The following is a 15,719-nucleotide window of genomic DNA, read 5'->3' as shown; positions in this document are numbered from 1 at the left end:
GCAAGTGCGAAAAGGGGTCAAGCGTTTTTTGTGCACTGCACAAAAACTTCATGCGACGCCGTTCGGCGCTTCACAAGTTTGTTGACCGCTTGTTTACCATCACGCAACCACGACCTCGCATGCTAGCTTTTCATCAGCGACGCGCCGGGGGGCCGACGCCGCGCCAGTAGAGATGAGGCCTGTCGCTTTGCCGATCACCGCTCTGATCCGTCGCGGACTTCTTTCGCTGTTGCTGGTCGCAGGGCTCGCCCTGACGCCCACGTCGCCGCCGCTTGAAGCGCAGTCCTCTGACAATTCGCGCTACGCCGCCATCGTGGTGGACGCCGCGTCGGGCGAGGTGCTGTTCGCGCGTCACGCCGACAGCCGGCGCTATCCGGCGTCGATCACCAAGGTGATGACACTCTATCTGACGTTCGAGGCCCTGTCCGAGGGACGGGTCAAGCCGACGGACGTGCTGACCATCTCGCCGCACGCCGCCAGCATGCCGCCGTCCAAGTTGGGTCTTGCCGCCGGCCAGACCATCACGCTGGACGACGCCATGAAGGCCACCGCCGTTCGCAGCGCCAATGACATGGCCGTCGCCATCGCAGAGCATGTCGGGGGTTCCGAGGATCGCTTCGCCGCCCAGATGTCGCTGAAGGCCCGCGAGCTGGGCATGAGCCAGACCCGCTACGTCAACGCCAACGGCCTGCCCGACAGCCGCCAGCTGACCTCGGCCCGTGATCTGGCCGTCCTCGCCCGGGCGGTGATGCGCGACTATCCGCAGTACTACCGGTACTTCGGCCTGCACGACTGGGCCTACAACGGCCGTGACTATCGCAACACCAACGGCCTGCTGCTGGGCGGCAACGGCTATGACGGCATGAAGACCGGCTACACCAACGCCTCGGGCTACAATCTGGCGGCGTCCAAGGTGGCGGACGGCAAGCGGCTGATCACCATCGTTCTCGGCGGACGTTCCACCGCCAGCCGAAACCAGCACGTCGCCGCCCTGATGGAGACCGGCTTCGAGGTCGAGCGCGCGCGGGGCCGCGGCCAGTCCGTGCCGATCGCCCAGGCCTTCTTCGAACAGCGCGGCTTCGGGATCAGCGCCGACACCTCCGGGCCGATCACATACGCCTCGGCGGCGTCGGGTGAGGACGGCGAAACCGGCATGGGTTCGTCCGGGGTGGCTTACACCGCCCTGCCCGCCACGCCCCCGACCCCGACGCGCGTCACCCCGGCTCCGTCGCAGCGCGCCGCGCTTGAGGGCCGCCCCGCCGACGTCACCGCCATCCTGAATGGCGGATCGTCCTCTCCGCGCGCCTCGGCCCCCGCACCGCGGGCCAGCGCGCCGCGGTCGACCCCGGCCCGCGCCACGACGCCCGCCGGCCGCTGGTCGGTACAGGTCGGCGCCTTCCGCGACGAGAAGGTGGCGACCGACTGGCTAACCGAAGTGAACCGCCGCTTCCGCACGGCCTTCACCGGCGCCGAGCGCAACGTCCAGAATGCCGAGGGCTGGTACCGCTCGCGCTTCATCGGCATGACCGAGGCGTCCGCGCAGGCCGCCTGCGAGACGCTGTCCGAGCGGCGTGTGACCTGTCTGGTGATCCGACCGCAAGGCTGACGGTCCGACCGGCCGGGCGCGGCTTGCTCCTGCGTCCCTTTTCCCCTATACGCGCCGCCTTTCCAGGGCTTCGGTCCTGACGCGGAGTTCCAAAGGGTTCGGGAAGTCATCCCGGCCGCCGCTTCAGGATCCATCGTGGGACAGGACTTACCCGGTCCACCCGCGCCGGCGCCCTACAAGGGAGACTGCCGCATGGCTCTTTATGAGCACACGGTCATGACGCGCCAGGATATCTCGGCGCAACAGGCCGAAGCGCTGAACGACACCATCAAGGACCTGATCACCCAGGGCGGCGGTTCCGTCGCCAAGATCGAGTACTGGGGTCTGCGCAACCTGACCTACCGGGTCAAGAAGAACCGCAAGGCGCACTATTCGCTGCTCGCCGTCGACGCTCCTCCGGCCGCCATGGCCGAGGTGGAGCGCCAGCTGGCCATCAACGAAGACGTGCTGCGCTGGCTGACCGTCCGCGTCGACGAACTCGACCTGGAACTGTCGCCGCTGCTGGCCCGCCGTGAGCGGGAACGCGAGCGCGAGCGTGAACGTGGTCCGCGTGAAGACGCTGACGCCGAAGCCGCATTCTAAGGAGCGATGGACATGACTGACACGACCGCCGCCCCGATCCCGGGTACGACCGTAGGCTCCGGCCCGGCCCGTCGCCCGTTCTTCCGCCGCCGCAAGGTGTGCCCGTTCTCCGGCCCGAACGCGCCGAAGATCGACTACAAGGACGTGAAACTGCTGCAACGCTACATCAGCGAGCGCGGCAAGATCGTGCCTTCGCGCATCACGGCTGTTTCCCAGAAGAAGCAGCGCGAACTGGCCAAGGCCATCAAGCGCGCCCGCTATCTGGCCCTCCTGCCCTACGTGGTGAAGTAAGATGAAGGTCGTTCTGCTTGAACGCGTCGAGAACCTCGGCGCCATCGGCGACGTCGTGTCCGTCAAGGACGGCTTCGCCCGTAACTTCCTTCTGCCGCGCGACAAGGCCCGCCGGGCCACTGCCGCAAACCTGAAGGCTTTCGAACTCGACCGCGCCGCCATTGAGCAGCGCAACGAGAAGAACAAGACCGACGCACAGAAGGTCGCCGACAAGATCGACGGCCAGACCTACGTCATGATCCGCCAGGCGGGTGAAACCGGTCAGCTGTACGGTTCGGTCGCCGGTCGCGATGTCGTCGAGGCCGTTCAGGCTGAAGGCGGCAAGATCGAGCGCTCGCAAGTCGTGCTGAACGTTCCGATCAAGACGCTGGGCGTCCACGAAGTGCTGGTTCGCCTGCACGCCGAGGTCTCGGCTACCGTCAAGATCAACATCGCCCGTTCGGCTGACGAAGCCGAGCGTCAGGCCAAGGGCGAGGACGTGATCCGCTCGCAGTTCGACGATGAACGTCAGGCCGCCGACCAGGCCGCCCAGGACCTCATCGAAGGCGGCGCCGGCCAGCAGGACGGTCTGGGCTCCGAAGCCTGATCCGACCTCTGCGTCTGAAAAGTCACGGCGGCGTAGGGGCGACCCTGCGCCGCCGAACTTTTTTGCGACAACGCCTTGACGCTTTTCTACCGCATCGCAATATCGCAAGTGCTCATCGAGACCGGCTGAGGGAAAGGCCCTTGGACGCCGGGGCAACCTGCGGATCGCCGTAAGGTGCCAACTCCTTCGGGACCCCTCCGGGTCGCGGCAGATGAGAGGACCCGGCAAAGGCCGGACTCCCTCCATCCGTCACCGAAGCGGTTCCCGATGATGACGGGAGACGACCATGCGTGACCATGTTGCGTTGCTTGATTCAGCTCTCACGCCGCCGGCCCTTGCGGCCGCGCGCGGCTTTCGCCTCTGTATGATGCGATGTCGCCTCCCGGTCTGACCTGACCGACGCCGGCCCCCGCCGGCTCCCCCGACAATCGAAGCTCGACACCGGCGCCGGCCTGACCGCGTCGCCCGGCCGGTTGCGCTCGCCCCATCGAGAAGACTGAAACCATGAAAACCTTTTACACCGCCCGCTTCGCCCTGTTGACCGCGGCCTCGTCCGCCGCCCTGTTCATCGCCTTGCCTGCGCAGGCCCAGACGCCGCCGCAGGAGCCTGTCTCCGACGTTGACGACATCGTCGTGACCGGCACCCGCGTTCCCGGCCGGTCTCGTCTCGACACGGTCGCGCCGGTCGACGTTGTGACTGCCGAAACCCTGCAACAGCGCGGCTCGACCGAACTGGCGACCCAGCTGGCCGCCAGTGTGCCCGCCCTGAACTTCCCGCGCCCGTCCGCAACCGACGGCACGGACTCGATCCGCCCCGCCACCCTTCGGGGACAGGGACCGGATCAGACGCTGGTTCTGGTCAACGGCGTCCGACGTCACGCGACCGCTCTCGTCAACACCAACGGCTCTGTCGGGCGCGGGTCCGCGGCTGTTGATCTGAACGCCATCCCCAGTTCGGCGATCGAGCGGATCGAGGTCCTGCGTGACGGCGCCGCGGCCCAGTATGGCTCGGACGCCATCGCGGGCGTGCTGAACCTGCGTCTGCGGGAGGCGGCCAGCGGCGGCGGTGCGACCGTGACCTACGGCGGCTACGTCACCGACTATCCAGGGTATTACGGCGGCGGGAAGGACATCAGCGATGGCGAGGCCCTGACTGTTTCCGGCTGGCAGGGATTCGCCCTCGGCGACGACGGCTTCCTGACCGCCTCGGTCGAATATCGTGACCGGGCCCGCACCAACCGCAGCGACATCGATCCCCGCTTCACGCCTGCCCGCGTTCGAGGCGGCCAGGGCGATCCCGAAAGCGAAGACCTGGCCGTCTATCTGAACGCCGGCGTGCCCATTTCCGCCGGATGGGAGGCTTACGGATGGGCCGGCTATCAGACACGGGACGCCTCAGCCGCCGCCTTCTACCGGACGCCCACGGACAATGCGCAGAACCCGTCTTATCCGGGAACAGGCCGCGTCTATCCCGACGGCTACCTGCCCTACATCCTGACTGACACCACCGACTGGACCGCCGCGGGCGGCGTTCGCGGACAGGCCGGCGGCTTCGATGTCGACGTCAACCTCGGCTACGGAAAGAACGAGATTGAGTTCGGGGCCGAGAATACCCTCAACCCGTCTCTCGGTCCGACCTCGCCGACCAGTTTTTACGCCGGCTCCCTGACCTACGATCAGCTCGTCTTCGGCATCGACGCCAGCCGCCAGTACGAGTTCGGCCTCTACGCCCCCCTGAATGTCGCCTTCGGTCTGGAGGCGCGTCAGGAAAGCTATCAGATCGGCGCGGGCGAGCCCGGCTCCTACGCACGCGGGACCTTCCTGAACATCGGCGGCACCGACCTGAACTGGGGCTCGCGCGGCTTCACCGGCTTTACCCCGGCCAATGAGGTCGACGAGGACCGGCACAACGTCGGGGTCTATCTGGATCTCGAGGGCGAGGTGGTCGAGAACCTGACGCTCTCCGGCGCCGTCCGCTACGAGAACTATTCGGACTTCGGCGACAACGTCTCGGGCAAGCTGGCCGCCCGCTACGACTTCACGCCCAACTTCGCCATCCGCGGCGCGGTCTCGACCGGCTTCCGCGCGCCGAGCCTGCAACAGCAATACTTCACCCAGACGGCCATCCTCTACATCTCGAACGTACCGTATGAAACCGGCACCTTCCCGTCGGTCAGCCCGGTCGGACTGGCGCTGGGCGGCACCGCGCTGGAAGCCGAGACCTCGACCAACTATTCGCTGGGTCTGGTCTACCGGCAGGGCCCGTTCGAGTTCACCGCCGACGCCTATCGCATCGACATAGACGACCGGATCATCCTGTCCGAGACCCTGACGGGCAGCGCGACCGCGGCCGTGGGCACCAACGCCCGCACCATCTTCGACCTGTTGCAGCCCTACGGTGCGACCGGTGCGCGCTTCTTCATCAATGGGGTGAACACCGAGACGACCGGCCTGGATGTCGTCGCCCGCTATCGGATCGACGAGGGCTTCGGCCGTCTTGACCTGACGCTCGCAGGCAACGTCAACGACTTCAAGGTCACCAAAACTCCGACCACCGCGACCGGCATCCTGCCCACGCCGGTCAACCTCTTCGCCCGTCAGGCCACCCTGCGGTTCGAGGAAGGCACGCCGCCGTGGAAGGTGGTGACCCAGGCAGACTGGACGAAGGACCAGCTGGGCGGGACGATCCGCGTGACCGGCTATGGCGATGTACTCGCCCCCGGCGCTACGGCCGCCACCGATCTGCAGCTGGGCGTATCCCTCGTCGTCGATCTGGAGGCGCGCTACAGCCTGACGGACCGGATCACCCTGGCCGTCGGCGCCGACAACGCCTTCGACGAGTACACGAAGCAGATCCTGCCGGCGAACAACACCTCCGGCGCCTTCCCCTTCTCCAACTTCTCGCCGTACGGCTTCAACGGGCGCTTCCTGTATGGCCGCGTCAGCCTGAACTTCTGATCGCAATCAGAGCCTGAGAGGGCGCGTCTTCAGGCGCGCCCTTTTAGTCAGCCGTTGTTCCGCCACGAATTGCCGATCAAGCTAAGCCATTCGGAGGGAACATGAAGACAAGCTTGATGACTCTGGCGGTATCCGCCAGCATGATCGCCGGCGCCGCGGAGGCGCAAGCCGGTGTATCGCTGGACGACTTCGTCAGGCGCGCGAACCGGATACCCATGAACCCGACCGCCATGCTGCGGCCCGATGCGCATAGGCTGAAAGGCGAGGCAGAACGCGCCCTGACCGCCGTGAACCGCGAGGTTCGTGAAGCCCGCGCAGCCGGTCGGACGCCGCCCGCCTGTCCGGGCGAAAGCATCAGCGTCAGCCCGAATCAGCTGTTGGCTTTCCTGAACGGAATCCCCCAGACCCGACGTCAGCGCATGTCTGTGGTCGATGGCTTTCGCGCATGGATGGCCGACCGCTATCCCTGCCCCCGGCAGGCCTGAACTGATCCGACGTCGGAATTCCGGACTGCCCACAGGGCGCCTGACCTTGTCCCCGTTCATCGGTGCGACCGAACATGACGCAGGCGGCGTGTAAGGGCATGACATCACTCCGATGAACGCCTTCGCCCCCGTCCAATTTCCACCGATGGATTCCACCTCGGTCCCGTCCCTGCCCCACAATCTGGAGGCGGAGCAGGCCCTGCTGGGTTCGTTGATGTTCGACAATGCGGTTTTCGAACGTCTGTCGGATCGCCTGCGCGGAAGCCACTTCTACGAGCCGTTTCACCAACGCCTCTACGACGCGATAGAGGATCATATCCGACAAGGCCTGCTGGCCGAGCCGACCATCCTGATGGAACGGTTCAAGCCCGATCCGGCGTTCCAGGAGTTCGGCGGTCTGCGCTATCTCGCCGACCTCGTCGACCGCGCCCCTCCCGGCGCCAACGCGCCCGACTACGCCCGCGTCGTCTACGATCTGGCCCTGCGTCGCGACCTGATCCGCATCGGCGGCGAGATCATCAAGGAAGCGCCCCAGCCTGAAACGGCCGCGATCGATCAGATCGAGAGCGCAGAGCAGCAGCTCTACACCCTGGCCGAGACCGGCAAGCCGTCGTCCGGCTTCGTCGCCTTCAGTCATGCGCTCAGCGGCGCCGTCCAGATGGCGGCCGAGGCGTATCAGCGCGACGGCAAGCTGGCCGGTCTGGCCACCAATCTGGACGACCTCGACCAGAAGCTGGGCGGCCTCCACCCGTCCGACCTGCTGATCCTCGCGGGCCGCCCGTCGATGGGCAAGACGGCGCTGGCCACCAACATCGCCTTCAACATCGCCCGCAACTATCGCTGGGAGCCGACGCCCGAAGGCCGCAAGACCGTGTCGGGCGGCGTCGTCGCTTTCTATTCGCTGGAAATGTCGGCGGAGCAGCTGGCCATGCGTATTCTCGCCGACGCCTCGGGCGTGTCGTCCGACAAGCTCCGCAAGGGCGAGATTGACGCCGCCGACTTCGGCAAGATCCGCGACGCTGCGGTCGAGATCGGCGAAAGCCCGCTCTACATCGACGCCACCGGCGGCCTGTCCATCTCCAAGCTCGCCGCCCGCGCCCGCCGACTGAAGCGGATGGAGCACGGCCTCGATCTGATCATCGTCGACTACCTCCAGCTCGTGACCACCGGCGAAAACAGCCAGAAAAACCGGGTCCAGGAAGTGTCCGAGATCACCGGCGGTCTGAAAGCCTTGGCGAAAGAGCTGTCGGTGCCGATCATCGCCCTGTCCCAGCTGTCGCGCCAGGTCGAGAGCCGCGAGGACAAGCGGCCCCAGCTGTCCGACCTGCGGGAATCCGGCTCGATCGAGCAGGACGCGGACTGCGTCATGTTCGTCTATCGCGAGGCCTACTACCTCAGCCGCTCCGAGCCGCGTGAGGGCTCCGAAGAGCATCTGAAGTGGCAGGAGGACATGGATCTGCTGCGCCATCAGGCCGAAGTCATCGTCGGCAAGCAGCGCCACGGCCCCATCGGCACCGTACGCCTCAGCTTCGACGCCGACACCACCAAGTTCGGCAATCTGGCGCAGGGCCAGCAGCGGTACGGAAGCTACGACGAGTAGCTAGCCCTTCACGCTGCCCGCCAGCATCCCCCGGATGTAGTACCGCTGAAGCGCGAGGAAGAGCGCCAGCACCGGCAGCACCGTCACGGTCGCCCCGGCCATCATCAGCTCGGCGTCCTGCACATGCTCGCGCGACAGGGCGGCCAGCGCGACCGGCAGGGTGTAATTCGACTGGTCGGTCAGGATGATCAGCGGCCACAGGAAGTCGTTCCAGCTGCCGAGGAAGACGAACAGCGCCAGAGTGACGAGGATTGGCTGCAGGGCCGGCAGGACAATACGGCGGAAGATCTGGCCCTCGCTCGCGCCGTCGATCCGGGCGGCCTCCAGCATCTCGTCCGGGATCGACAAGGCGTATTGGCGCACGAGGAACAGGCCGAAGATCGACGCCAGCCACGGCACCAGCGCCCCGGCGTAGGTGTTCACCAGCCCCATCCCCTTCAGCATCAGGAACAGCGGCAGCGTCCCGATCTGCGCCGGCACCACCAGCGCGGCGACGAGGAACTGGAAGATCCGCTCCCGCCCCCGGAACCTCAGCTTGGCGAAGGCGTAGCCGGCCGGGACGGTGAACAGCAGCGCCAGACCTGTCGCCAGCGTGGCCAGTGCGAAGCTGTTCCACAGATACCGCCCCATCCCCTGCGTCAGGAACAGGTCGCGGTAGTGCTCCAAGGTCCAGACTTTCGGCAGCAAGGGCGGAGGAAACGCCGCGGCCTCGCCGGTCGACATGAAGCTGACCGACACCATCCACGCCAGCGGGAACAGCACGATCAGGGCGATCGCCGCGACGGCGACATTCAACAGGATGGCGCGCGGCTTCATTCGTACGCCCCCACCCGCTTCGCCACCGCCAGCTGCACCAGGGTCACCGCCAGAATGCAGATGAAAAGGATGAAGGCCACGGCGCTCGCGGAGCCGAGATTCCACCATTTGAAGCCCTCTTCGTACATGAAGTAGAGCACCGTCACGGTCGACTGCGCCGGGCCGCCCTGCGTCATCACATAGGGCTCGGCGAACAGCTGGAAGAAGCCGGCGACCGAAATGATCGACACCAGCAGCAGCGTCGGCGCGATGGCCGGCAGGGTCACGTGCCGGAACTGCTTCCAAGGCCCGGCGCCGTCGATCCGCGCGGCCTCATACAACTCGTCCGGGACGGTCTGCAGGACCGCGAGGAAGATCAGCATGTTGTAGCCGAAGATCTTCCACACGACGAAAAGCAGGATGGCCGGAATGGATGTCCGTGGATCGCCCAGCCAGTCCACCGGTGGAATGCCGATCGCCCCGATGGCCCAGTTGATGACGCCGTATTTGGTGTGCAGCAGGTAGTTCCATAGCACCGCCGTGGCGACCAGCGTCGTCACATAGGGGGCGAAGAACATCACCCGCCACACCGGCCGCCACCGGATCACCCGCGCATTCAGGATGACCGCCGCGCCCAGCGACGCCGCGATCGACAGCGGCACGCCCAGCAGGGCGAATAGCCCGGTGTTCCGCATCGCACCCCAGAACAGGGGATTGGTGAGCAGCCGCTCATAGTTCTGCAGCCCTACGAACCGCACATTGCCGATGTCGGCCAGCGCATAGATGTCGAAATCCGTCAGGCTCAGCAGCAGGGCCGCGAACACCGGGACGGCGAAGAAGACGCCGATGGCCAGCAGGGCCGGAGCGACGAAGCCCCAGGCGGCGCGTTCTCTCTGGCGGGCGGTGCGCGCTGTCATATCGCCCTCCCCTGCTCGATCATCCAGCGCCGCTTCTCCAGCAGCCGGTCGGCGCGACGGTCGATCTCGGCGGCGGCGGCCCGAGGCGTGAACTCCCCGCGCACCATCCGCTCGGCGACGATCTGCATCTCGGTCACGATCCGCTCCCACTCCGGCACCTTGGGGACGGCCTTGGCGCGCGAAAGTTGCCCCTTGAAGGCGGCGATAGCGGGATCGTTGGCCACCGCAGGCGCCGCCCACGCGCTCTGTCGCGCCGGCAGATCCCCGGTGATCACATTGAACTGCGTCTGCACGCCCGGCTCCGACAGGAACCGCACCAGCTTCCACGCCGCCTCCTGATTGGGCGACGACCTGTACACGACCAGCGACGACCCGCCCGGCGCCGATGCGCCCGGTCCGTTCGGCCCCGGCACCCCGGCCGTCATCCAGCGCGTCTCCGGCTTCAGCCGCTGGCGGAAGTCGCCGATGGTCCACGGGCCGGAGAAGTAGAAGCTGAAATATCCGCGCTCGAACTCGGTCCAGACGTTGGAGATCTGCGTCGACGACGCCACCGGCGCCAGCTCTTCGTCGAACAGGCTCTTGTAGAACTCCAGCGCCGCGACGAACGACGAGCTGGCGAAGTTACCGCGTGTATCCCGGTCCCGCAGCAGCGGCTGATCGCCCTGCAGCCCGAACGTCAGCAATTGCTCGAACTCGTTGACCGGCAGCAGCACCGCGAAGTTTCCGGCGCCGGCGACGCGCTTCACCGCGTGCATCGCCGCCTTCCACTCGGCCCACGTTCTGGGCATCGCGCCGTAGCCCGCGCGCTGCAGCAGGTCGGTCCGGTAGAAGATCAGCCGCGTGTCGACATACCACGGCGTCGCCATCGGCCGCCCGTTGATCCGGTTGGTGTCCAGCACCGCCGGAAACTGGTCGGTCAACAGATCGGCGGCGAAGTCCGGCGTCGGGCTGATCGCGCCGATGGCCGTCATTTCCGACACCCAAGTGTTGCCCACCTGACTGACGTCAGGCAGCGAGTCTCCGGCATAGGATGTCAGCAGCTTGGAGTGCGCGGCCGTCCACGGCAGGGCCTGCACCTCGACCCGGATGTCCGGATTGCGTCGCTCGAACTCGGGCATCAGTTCGCCGACCTTGGTCGCCTCCGTGCCCATGGCCCAGAAGCGCAGCCGCGTGCGCCCATCGTCGCGTGTCCCGCATCCGGCCAGACCGGCCACGCCCGCCCCGGCCAGAAGGCCGAGCGTCGTCCGCCGATCGGGTCGGGCGCCGGTCATTCCTCGACCACGATCCGGTCGATCCAGCCGCCGGTGAAGCCGGACCGCTTTAGCCCCCGGATAAGGTTCGGCTCAGCCCGCATGCGGCGCCAGACGGCCTCGTTCCGGTGGTTCTCGATCTGGATGACGATCGGCCCCTGATCGATGCCGAGATAGTCGCCGTTCACCCAGCCGATGCCGGGCACGACCTTGCCATGCTGAAGAGGCGCGTCGTCGACGGTCATCGTCGGATTGAACGAGTCTAGGAAGCCCCACTGGGTGTAGATCGCCGTCCCGTATTTCGCCTTCATCGCCTTCAGGCAGGCGGTCACGTGATCCGGCGCGAACGGCATCGAGGCCATGGCCGCCGTCGGCGCGATGGTGCCGTCGTCCCGGTCTCCCGGTCCGCGCGCGGAGTAGCTGAAGAACTCCCGCTCCCTGCCGTCGATCACCCGCCTGAAGTCGCCCGGCCCGTCGCAGGCCGTCAGACCCCAGACGTCTTCCGAATAGCCGACCCATTTCTCCGGATTGCGGATGGCGTAGGCCCGTTGGGCTTCGACCGCCCGCACGCTGTTCTGGAAATAGTCGAGCTGCGCCCCGACCTCGGCCGACTTGCCCCGCGTCCAGGCGTCCTGGATGCCGCGGAAATCGACGTACATGTGGCTGTACTGATGTCCGAACAGGGGCGCGAAATGCAGATAGGACGGGCCCCAGGCGTCACTCCAGCTGTCGCCGTAAACAACGCACCACTCGTCCCAGACCGCCTTCGACACCGGATGGGTCGGACTCCCGATCGCCAGCAGCAGCGTCAGCATGCCCTCGTTGTAGACGTGCCAGTCGGACGGAATGAACCCGCTCTCGGGATGCCAGCCCATGGTGATGCGGTTCTCGCGCACCACGGCCCAGTCCCACTCGATCCGCTCATACACCGCCTGCGCCAGCCGCCGGATCTCGACCTCGTCCGCATGGTCGCGTTCGAACCAGCGCGCGGCGAACAGCATCCCGGCGACCAGCAGGGTCGTATCCACCGTCGACAGTTCGCATTTGGCGAAGCGGGCGCCCGTGTCGAACTCGAGGAAGTGGTAGAAGAAGCCCTTGTACCCCGCCCTGCCGGTCGGCTCCGGTCCCTGCGGCAGGTCGTGGAAATAGCGGATGGTGTTCAGCGTTCGCGTCCGCGCCTCGGCCCGGGTCATCCACCCCCGCTCGACCCCGATCGGCCAGCAGGTCAGGGCGAACCCCACCGCCGCTACCGAGCTGAACGTCCGCGTCGGCCACCGGTCGGGCGTCAGCCCCTTCTCACGATCCGTGACGTGCACGAACCAGTCGAAGGTCCGGCGTTGCAGTTCCTCGACGTCCGGATCCATACGTCGCCTCGTTTGCGCAAAAGCCGGCGTCGTTCCCACCGCAAGAGCAAGCGCGGCGCCCGCTGTAGAGGCAACCAGGAAGTTTCGACGGTCAATCGGCTTTCGGGTCATACGCAACTCACTACCAGTCAGAAAAGAAAAAGGCCGCCCTTCGGATTGCTTCGAAGGGCGGCCGATAGTCTCAGGAGACGTTAGAAGCTGTACCGCATGCCCACCTGGAAGGTGCGGGTGGGGAAGGCGACGCGCGAAGGATTACCGAAGTTCGGGTTCGGCGTCGGAACGCCACCCGGGAAGTCATTCAGCGAGCGGTTGTAGTCATTATAGTTGCGGAAGTTGAATACATTGATTGCATCAACGAAGACGGAGAGGTTGGAGCCACCCCAGACTCCGAAGTTTTTAGTCAGACGCAGATCGACGTTCCGGTAGGCGAAGGCGTTGGGAATGATGAAGCTGTGCTTCTCTCCCCGGAAGGCGTTGACTTGGTCAGGGCCGCCCGTGCCGAACAGGTCATAGGGTAGGCCTGACCCGAACGTCCCAATGCCGGAGAGTTGCAAGTCGAGGGGCAGATCGACAATCCCGTTGATGACCAGACGGTGCCGTTCATCATTGTCCGTCGGACGGACCGGTGAAGTCTCGACACTGAAGCAATCGAAGCAGAACGCATCCCGGCCGCCGTTCTGTTCGGCGTCAGCCAGCGTGTAAGCGATGTTCAGGCCCCAGCCGGAATCCCGGGTGTAGGCCTTATCCGCCTTGAAGTAGAGCGCCGTGAACTCACGGCTCTTGCTGTGATCCGAAACAAGATAGGTCCGGTAAGGGTTTGGTCCGTTCGAGTCCGGCGAGCAGAAGCCGCCATTGTCGCCAAACACTCCACCCTGAGCCGGTGTGTTGGGCTCGCGACAGCGGTTCAGATACTGCCAGGTAAATTCGTTCTCGGTCTTGCCGTATGCGAGCGTGAGTTCGGTCTGCCAGTCTCCAAACCGCTGACGAACGCCGAGGTTGAACTGGTCCGTGCGGGGCGGCTCCCAATCATTTTTGAGCAGGAAGGCCTCGCCCTTGCCGGGCAACGCAGCCAGGACTGGATCAAGGCCCGCAGCCGTACGGTACGCTTCCTGCCACAGGATCGGATCGCCGGCATCGCCCGGGGTATCAACGCCTGCGCCAGGATCACGGTCTTGGCCGGCGGGACGGCCGGTCGTGCTGAAGAACGCGTTCCGGCGGATGTTGAAAGGGCCAACGAGTTCGTCATAGGCGAAGTTGAAGTTGATCCGGTCGTAGTAGCGACCAGCGCCGCCGAAGATGACCGTCGAACGATCGCCGAAGACGTCGTACGAGAAGCCGATGCGCGGTTGGAATGCACCCGCGAACGGGTCGCGATTGTCGCCCGTCGAGAAATAGTCCTCGCGATTGAACCAGCTCGGCACATAGCCGGCCGCCTTGCCGCCCTGGGTCGACGCGATCCACTGGTCGAGGCCTGTCGAAACGTTGGCCGGAGTGACATAGTCCTTGTTGTTTGAGTTGGTCTCATAGTCCCAGCGAATGCCGAGGTTCAGCTCAAGCTTCTCGGTGATGCGCCAGTCATCCTGAATGTACAGGCCAATGACCGTGTTATCGAGATCGACCTCGGGGTAAGCTACGCCCAACTCGACCCGATATGGCACCGTCGTGCTGCCGCTTGTTTCCGGCCGCCCGTCCACGTCGTAATAGAAGAACGGATTGCGGGCGAACTGCTTCAGGACCTGATAGTTCTGGAGCGATACTTTCCCACCCATCTTGATCGTGTGGAAGCCGTTCAGCTCCAGCTCGTTGAACGTCAAATCATTGCGGAACGTGATTGCGTTGTCGTGGATGTCCTGCGTGCTGTCCCGGCCGCCCAGATTGATGATCTCCGCACCGCCGAAGTAAGCCGGCTGGAAGCCGGGGACGTTCGGATTGTCGTCCTGATCGAAGATGCGATAGGTCTCACCGGAAGCCGAGAAATTCGCCGCGCCCGGATTGTAGTTGTAGTCGCGGTAGTCGACGGCCATCTCGTTCAGGAAGGCATCGGTCTGCCACTGCCAGCGGAGGTTGCTGGTCAGCGTCGTCTGTTGCAGGTTCGTCGCGCGTTCGAAGGCGTTCCGGTCTCCGAAGTCACGCAGATCGGCTTCGTCGCGATAGGTTACGCTCCAGTCGATCAGGTGACCATCAGTGGGCTGCCAGCTCAGCTTGCCGAAATACAGATCTTCCTCGAACGGAGCGGCGAAGGTTCCAAGGTAATCAGCGAAACGGGTCAGGAAGCGCTGATCCTGGCGCCCCAGACTGACGGTGTTAGCCCGGTTCTCCTGCTTGCGTTCGTAGGTCCCGAAGAAGTGCAGGCGATCCTGAATGATCGGCCCACCAAGAGCGAAGCCATACTGACGGACTTCCAGATCCGGCTTCTCGGCGTTGTTGCGCTTGGCGAATACATCCTGGGTTACGAAGCTCTGGTCACGATAGGTGCCGAAGACCTCACCGTGGAACTCATTGGTGCCCGAGCGGGTCACCGCCGTGATGATCGCGGACGAAGCCTGTTCGTATTCAGCCTTGAAATTCTGGCTGACGACGCGGAACTCCTGAACCCCTGCTTGGGGGAAAGGATTACCGCGGCTGTCGTCCTGACCGATGATGCCGCCAGCGATGACGTTCGATTTCAGGCTGGCGCCATCGATGAAGGCGTTGATCGATTCAGCGCGCTGGCCACCCGCAGTGATGGTCTGCTCGTTCTCGTCGAGCGAGGTCCGCACGCCGGGCGCGAGGCCGGCGAAGTTCAGGAAGTTGCGGTTGATCTGCGGCAGGGTGTTGATCTGCTGCGTCGTAACGTTGGTTGCGTTTTCCGGGGTGCGCACCTCGACAAGACGCCGGCCCGTCACCACCACATCGCCCAGATCGGTTGCGCCGGCGTCAGCGGTCTCCACCGGCTGAGCCGCCACGTCCAGATCCAGGCTACCGACCTGACCCACGCCAACGCTGACGACTTCTGACGCCGTCTGGCCGTCCGAGGTCGTGACAGATACTTCGTACGTCCCCGGTCGCAGACCTGACAGCGTGTAGCCGCCGGTGGCGTTGGCTGTGGTCCGGCTGGTGAAACCGGTCGACACCTCACGGGCAGTCACCGCCGCGCCGGCTTCGGCCGCCTGACCGTCGCGAATGGCGCCGCGCACAGTCGAGGTCGAAACCTGCGCATACGCCCCGCCGGCGCTTGCCAGCGAGATCGCCATGGCCAGCGCGGAGGCTGCTCCCAGATAGGTCTTGGTCTTGCGGGTCATTACG

At 65.4% G+C, this 15,719-nt stretch carries 12 protein-coding genes and 1 riboswitch; of the genes, 7 read left to right on the top strand and 5 right to left on the bottom strand.

What is annotated here, in order from left to right; genetic code table 11:
- Positions 1 to 172: 172 nt before the first annotated feature.
- From ACIQC9_RS03675 to ACIQC9_RS03645, 7 genes are all read left to right on the top strand, one after another.
- A complete protein-coding gene (locus ACIQC9_RS03675) occupies positions 173 to 1,606 on the top strand; it encodes a D-alanyl-D-alanine carboxypeptidase (RefSeq protein ID WP_400612506.1) in 1,434 nt (477 codons plus the stop codon).
- A 192-nt stretch (positions 1,607 to 1,798) separates the two neighbouring features.
- Positions 1,799 to 2,188, top strand: a complete 390-nt coding sequence (rpsF, locus tag ACIQC9_RS03670; protein WP_400612503.1) for a 30S ribosomal protein S6 — start codon at positions 1,799 to 1,801, stop codon at positions 2,186 to 2,188.
- Positions 2,189 to 2,200: 12 nt separating this feature from the next.
- Complete coding sequence (gene rpsR / locus ACIQC9_RS03665) at positions 2,201 to 2,479, top strand: 30S ribosomal protein S18 (RefSeq protein WP_400612500.1); 279 nt, start codon at positions 2,201 to 2,203, stop codon at positions 2,477 to 2,479.
- Between the two features lies 1 nt (position 2,480).
- Entirely contained in the window at positions 2,481 to 3,065 is a 585-nt protein-coding gene (gene rplI / locus ACIQC9_RS03660) for a 50S ribosomal protein L9 (RefSeq protein ID WP_400612497.1), read from the top strand.
- Positions 3,066 to 3,174: 109 nt separating this feature from the next.
- A riboswitch (SAM riboswitch) is annotated at positions 3,175 to 3,283 on the top strand.
- Positions 3,284 to 3,569: 286 nt separating this feature from the next.
- Complete coding sequence (locus ACIQC9_RS03655) at positions 3,570 to 6,023, top strand: TonB-dependent receptor plug domain-containing protein (protein ID WP_400612495.1); 2,454 nt, start codon at positions 3,570 to 3,572, stop codon at positions 6,021 to 6,023.
- 101 nt (positions 6,024 to 6,124) lie between these two features.
- Positions 6,125 to 6,508, top strand: a complete 384-nt coding sequence (locus ACIQC9_RS03650) for a hypothetical protein (protein ID WP_400612492.1) — start codon at positions 6,125 to 6,127, stop codon at positions 6,506 to 6,508.
- Positions 6,509 to 6,620: 112 nt separating this feature from the next.
- Positions 6,621 to 8,108, top strand: coding sequence for a replicative DNA helicase (locus ACIQC9_RS03645; RefSeq protein WP_400612490.1), 1,488 nt, complete (start codon positions 6,621 to 6,623; stop codon positions 8,106 to 8,108).
- Here ACIQC9_RS03645 and ACIQC9_RS03640 read toward each other — a convergent pair whose 3' ends face one another.
- The 5 genes from ACIQC9_RS03640 to ACIQC9_RS03620 all read right to left on the bottom strand — a co-directional run bounded on the left by ACIQC9_RS03640 (position 8,109) and on the right by ACIQC9_RS03620 (position 15,715).
- On the bottom strand, positions 8,109 to 8,924 hold the full coding sequence (locus ACIQC9_RS03640) for a carbohydrate ABC transporter permease (protein ID WP_400612489.1): 816 nt from the start codon (positions 8,922 to 8,924) through the stop codon (positions 8,109 to 8,111).
- Positions 8,921 to 9,820 (bottom strand): carbohydrate ABC transporter permease, encoded by a 900-nt coding sequence (locus ACIQC9_RS03635; RefSeq protein WP_400612487.1) that lies wholly within the window; start codon positions 9,818 to 9,820, stop codon positions 8,921 to 8,923. Before ACIQC9_RS03635 ends, ACIQC9_RS03640 begins: the two co-directional genes overlap by 4 nt.
- Positions 9,817 to 11,091 (bottom strand): extracellular solute-binding protein, encoded by a 1,275-nt coding sequence (locus ACIQC9_RS03630; protein ID WP_400612484.1) that lies wholly within the window; start codon positions 11,089 to 11,091, stop codon positions 9,817 to 9,819. Before ACIQC9_RS03630 ends, ACIQC9_RS03635 begins: the two co-directional genes overlap by 4 nt.
- On the bottom strand, positions 11,088 to 12,434 hold the full coding sequence (locus ACIQC9_RS03625) for a glucoamylase family protein (RefSeq protein WP_400612482.1): 1,347 nt from the start codon (positions 12,432 to 12,434) through the stop codon (positions 11,088 to 11,090). The genes ACIQC9_RS03630 and ACIQC9_RS03625 overlap by 4 nt, the downstream gene beginning before the upstream one ends.
- A 191-nt stretch (positions 12,435 to 12,625) precedes the next feature.
- Positions 12,626 to 15,715, bottom strand: a complete 3,090-nt coding sequence (locus ACIQC9_RS03620) for a carboxypeptidase regulatory-like domain-containing protein (RefSeq protein WP_400612479.1) — start codon at positions 15,713 to 15,715, stop codon at positions 12,626 to 12,628.
- Positions 15,716 to 15,719 lie beyond the last annotated feature (4 nt).

Origin of the sequence: Brevundimonas sp. NPDC092305, from assembly GCF_044755415.1 — a bacterium.
Classification (GTDB): Bacteria; Pseudomonadota; Alphaproteobacteria; order Caulobacterales; family Caulobacteraceae; genus Brevundimonas.
Note: the sequence above shows the minus strand (reverse complement) of the source record. Positions and strands in the feature narration are given on the sequence as shown.